General features: G+C 60.4%; 4 protein-coding genes and 1 tRNA gene. 1 reads left to right on the top strand and 4 read right to left on the bottom strand.

The annotated features are described in order from the left end of the window. Positions 1 to 120: 120 nt before the first annotated feature. Positions 121 to 387, bottom strand: a complete 267-nt coding sequence (locus ACLNEE_RS16530) for a DUF3493 domain-containing protein (protein WP_411423573.1) — start codon at positions 385 to 387, stop codon at positions 121 to 123. Positions 388 to 434: 47 nt separating this feature from the next. Here ACLNEE_RS16530 and ACLNEE_RS16535 point away from each other — a divergent pair. Then, a tRNA-Thr gene (locus ACLNEE_RS16535) sits at positions 435 to 506 on the top strand. 576 nt (positions 507 to 1,082) lie between these two features. Here ACLNEE_RS16535 and ACLNEE_RS16540 read toward each other — a convergent pair. From ACLNEE_RS16540 to ACLNEE_RS16550, 3 genes are all read right to left on the bottom strand, one after another. Then, positions 1,083 to 2,129 (bottom strand): hypothetical protein, encoded by a 1,047-nt coding sequence (locus ACLNEE_RS16540; RefSeq protein WP_411423574.1) that lies wholly within the window; start codon positions 2,127 to 2,129, stop codon positions 1,083 to 1,085. 56 nt (positions 2,130 to 2,185) lie between these two features. Further along, complete coding sequence (locus ACLNEE_RS16545; protein ID WP_411423575.1) at positions 2,186 to 3,118, bottom strand: IS481 family transposase; 933 nt, start codon at positions 3,116 to 3,118, stop codon at positions 2,186 to 2,188. A gap of 329 nt (positions 3,119 to 3,447) precedes the next feature. Continuing rightward, positions 3,448 to 3,651 carry a hypothetical protein gene (locus ACLNEE_RS16550; RefSeq protein ID WP_411423576.1) on the bottom strand — a complete coding sequence of 68 codons (204 nt, stop codon included), beginning with the start codon at positions 3,649 to 3,651 and terminating at the stop codon, positions 3,448 to 3,450. Between the last annotated feature and the right edge of the window lie 738 nt (positions 3,652 to 4,389).

Consider the following 4,389-nt stretch of genomic DNA (forward strand, 5'->3'; position numbering starts at 1 on the left):
GGAGCGACCATCCGAGAACCTTCAGCGCCCGCGACTGCCTCACCAGCGCCGGAGGCTGAGGCCGGCCAGATAGACGCCACTGAGGCTGGCTCCCAGGCAGCCGGTGAAACCGAGGATCCCTCAATCGGTGCCGTCGGCGGGGGCACGGTTGCGATCGAACCAGAGCAATCCACCGAAGAGCACGACGGCAGCCAGCTGGATGAGCAGATCACCTGAAGGCACCTCTGAGCCCGCGGCGCCGCGCATGGCCATCACGGCCAGCCCAAGCCCGCCGGAAGCGGCCAGAGCCAGCCACAGGGCGCGCCGCAGGCCGCGCCAAGGGGTGCGTGATTCCTGCAGCAGGCGGGCACGCAGCCTGGGATCGATGGCATCGGGCTTGATCCCCATGGGGCACCTGGGCAGGTCCGTCGCCTGAATGCTAGTTTCACTGGGTTGCCGGTGTAGCTCAGCGGTAGAGCAACTGATTCGTAATCAGTAGGTCATCGGTTCAAATCCGATCATCGGCTTCAGACAAAGGCAGCGATCTGAGCTCTTCAGCAGTCAGTCGATCAGCCAGTCCGCCAGCGATTTGCACAGGCATTGCAAAGCTGAGAGCTCAGCCTTGAGCAATCCGTTAAGGCCGTCCTGGATGCGGGACTACGTGGCACAGTTTTGAACCATCTCTTCCACAGATCGATGGATCCACAGACCCCGCCCGGGTTCCTCCTCGCCTAGCCAGTTATGTCAGGTCAGTGAGGTAAATCTGGGGCCGGCAGCAGCAGCGGAGCGTGCAGGTACTTTTCAAGGTCGCCATCCAACTGAAGTGCGACCCCACACGCTCAGCGGCGCCGTGCTGTACGCCTTCCTGTGGCGGAGCAAGGCACACTAGGGGAATGACAGCTACCGGCGGGCCTGATTGCGGGTACCCACTTCTCCAGCAGCGACAATCTTAAGGTCCCGGAGGAGAAAGGCCTGGAGGCCTACATCTCCCTGAGCTACTGGAAGCCATTTGCTCATAAGGCGCCCTGCGTAGCCAGCCCAGCACAGAAAAGCCCCACCTTGCGGCAGGGCTGCAGGACGGCAGCATCGAGTGATGCAGACAGTCAGACGAGTGAGGTTGCAACGCCTCCAGTGATGGTCAGTAGTCCATCAGCGAAGTTGAAGAGGCCACCATTGACGCCACCGATCTTCTCGAAGCTGTTGGTCTTCATGAAGCGGCCTCCCGACGCAAGCGCGATTAGTCCACCTTCGATTCGATAAAGGCCATCAGGCAACAGGATCTTGTCCTTGCCGGTGCCGCCAATGAACTTGCCTCCCGCTCCGCCGGATATAGAAGCAGTGTCAGCCCCAACAAAGCCGATCAACGCGTCAGCACCAGGTCCAAGATCTGTCGTGCCACTCCCCCTGAAGCCTCCAGCTATCGCGTTGACCTTGTCGTCGCCGCCCCCAGTGCTGATATTCCCATCATTGAAGATGCCAAAACAGCCCTTTCCTCCAGCTCCTGTGATGATGTCATTGCCCGGTCCAGTTTTAATTGTGCAATTAGGATTATTATATACGCCCCAGCTAAAGCCGTACGAGCCGTAGCTTTCTCTATTACTACCCCCAGTTCCCTTGATAGAATCATTGCCGTAGCCCGTTTCGATTGCGCCACTATTGACGAGACCAGTCCCTATTGAGCTACCGACGATGCGGTCATTGCCATCCCCTGTATTGATTTGACTTTCATTCCAAAAGCCATTTTCGCCGTTCCAGCAGCCATCGATTAAGATGCCGTATGTCGAGCGACCTATGATGCTATCGCTGCCTTCGCCCGTAGAGATTAGCTTTGTATTGTAAATCCCAAAACGGCCTTCCGATAGGCCGCTGATACGGTCGCTGCCATCCCCGGCCAAGAGATAGCCGCTATTTTTCAAGCCTTCACTCGTGGCGCTGCTGCCAGAGATGACGTCGTTGCCATTTCCGGCCATGAGTTTGGCTCCGGATTTGACCACAAGCCCCCTAATGAGTTCGAGTTTAGTGCTGCCCTGGATAATGTCATCCCCAGCCAGTGCATTAACGACTACCTTTCGCGCTAGCTGCCAGCCGCTAAATAGCGATTTGGCAAGGTCATTCTTGCTGGTAAACCTGAACAGTGCAAGGTCCGCCATGGCGAGACCCTCCTCTACTCACCTTTCAGCCTAGGTGTGGTTTGCCACCAGGTTGTTCATGCCTGCAGCTGAGCCAGCCGCTGCCGGGGGGTGAGGCCACCCAGGGCCATGTGGCACCTGCGCCCGTTATAGATCCGCAGGTAGGCCTGTAGCAGGTCGTTCCTGGCCGCCGAGGTGCCGTAAGGCATCACGTAGGCCCACTCCTCCAGCAGGGTCTTGATGAACCGCTCGGCCTTGCCGTTGGTCCTCGGGGTGTAGGGCCTGGTCTTCTTCGGCTTCAACCCCATGGCGTAGCAGGCTTTTCGCCAGCCATGGGACTTGTAAGCCGAGCCGTTGTCACTGAGCACCCGTTGGCACTCGATCCCCTGGCCGTTGAACCAGGCCACCGCCCGGCTGAGGAACCCCACCGTGGTCGGGCCCTTCTCGTCGGGCAAGACCTCGACGTACGACAGGCGGGTGGCGTCATCCACCGCCACGTGGACCTTCTCGTAGCCCGCGCCCGGGGAGCTTCCCTTCCGTGGGTCGCCGGTGATCCGGTGGCCGACCCGCTCGAACCGGGCGAGCTGCTTGATGTCGACATGGATCATCTCCCCCGGTTGCTCCCACTGGTACCGCTGCACGGGGGGTTTGGGGTCGAGGTTCCCCAGCCGGTTCAGCCCCAGGCGCCGCATCGCCCGGGCCAGGGTGGTGATCGGCACCAGCAGCAGCCGGGCGATCCTCCGGAGGGTGCAGCGCTGCTGCCTGAGCTCCACGGCCTGCTGCAGTTGCTGCGGATCGATCGTCCGCCGCTGGCTGCGGCGAACACTCCGTCGATCCGCCAGTGCCGCTGGCCCGCCTGAACGAAAGCGCGCCAGCCACTTGCGGGCGGTGCGTTCACTGATCCCGTGGTCTGTGGCCAGCTGAGCAAGGCTCCTGCCCTCCTCGAGATGCTGCCGGATCAGGCGTTCGCGACCGATCGGTGTCAGGCGGGCGTTCGGGTGTGTATGCATGGGGGGTGAGGTCTGGGGCTGTTGGGTCGCACCACAACCCTGTCGGCCTCACACCCGCTTGTCAGCCGGAACAACCTGGTGGCACTACACACCTAGGTCTACACTATTGCACTATTTCAGTGCTTCATGAATGCACACCGAAAGGTATGGGTCGCAATGTCTCGACCTTCGGTGCCGGGCAGTGCAACTCCAGCCCTGCCGCTTTCGCTTTGGGTAGTGCCTTGAACGCGGATCGCTGATTCGTTTGACCACCAGCTCCATCAGCACTCCACTCGGCTCTCAAATGACCCCATAGGCTGACGTGGCATCCAGTACGGCCAGCAACTGGTTCACCGTCTGCCGCACTGCCGGGCCTTGGTCGGATCCATGACAGCCGCGAAGGCCCGGGCATGGATGCGGGCCTGGATCTCCTCCAGCGCCATGCTGATGTCGATCAGCAGAGAGATGGTGATGTCGGAGGTGGTTAGAGGCGCCGGGTCGGGGTGACTGCCTGCAGTGTTCCCACAGTGGCTCAGGGCGAGATCAGTGCGCATGACAGGTTCCCTGCCTGTCTGAGATGGACCTTGGTTTCATGCCGCCTGGGTGGACCCCAGGGGTGTACGGGGGCCGCGGAAGGGGCCGCGGCGGCCGGTCCAACAAGAACCCTCCACGCGATACTTCTGCCCTCTATGCCACCAGCGGCCCGTGCCCACGGCCGAGCAGGGCAGCGCCGCATTTCACGAAGGTCAAGCAAGCTCAAGGAGTGCAGCGAGCTGCCGAACTCCTTGGGCAGTGCAGCCTGTCCAACTTCCAGACAACACTGCACCAGCTCCAGCCCCTCCAGGACAGTGGCCCATCGACATCTCCAGGTCCGTACCCTCCCGCTCATCTGCCGCCACTTCACCAGCCTCCAGATCACCCCGAGAGGTTCTGCCCTCCACTGCATCCCTTCCGACTGGCCTATTAACTTAAAAGCAACTACACTTCTACTCCAACTTTTCTCGACGATGCCAAAGATACACTCAACTCTACGCCTCTGGCCCAGCATGAGCATCAGAGGTTCTCGGAATGCAATTGTCTTTTTCATTGGCTCATGCGAATCTTACTGGCAATTGGGGGTTATTTAGTTTATCGAGATATTCAATTTCTAAGTGGAGAAAAGCGTGCGGCTTGACCCGGCTTGGGGGCGTCCCGCCAAGTGGTGTAAATCCCGAGGAGCAGCACCGGCGTAGCCGGTGCTGGCGGTCTTCTCCTCAAACTCCCTGCGGGGCAATGGGTGGGCCGGTCTGTGA

The sequence above is a fragment of the Aphanothece stagnina RSMan2012 genome, assembly GCF_046764815.1.
Lineage (GTDB): Bacteria > Cyanobacteriota > Cyanobacteriia > PCC-6307 > Cyanobiaceae > NIES-981.

What these genes read in the sequence shown, in the direction of transcription:
- ACLNEE_RS16530 (WP_411423573.1), bottom strand. Translation starts at nt 387, where the DNA reads ATGGGGATCAAGCCCGATGCCATCGATCCCAGGCTGCGTGCCCGCCTG.
- ACLNEE_RS16540 (WP_411423574.1), bottom strand. Translation starts at nt 2,129, where the DNA reads ATGGCGGACCTTGCACTGTTCAGGTTTACCAGCAAGAATGACCTTGCC.
- ACLNEE_RS16545 (WP_411423575.1), bottom strand. Translation starts at nt 3,118, where the DNA reads ATGCATACACACCCGAACGCCCGCCTGACACCGATCGGTCGCGAACGC.
- ACLNEE_RS16550 (WP_411423576.1), bottom strand. Translation starts at nt 3,651, where the DNA reads ATGCGCACTGATCTCGCCCTGAGCCACTGTGGGAACACTGCAGGCAGT.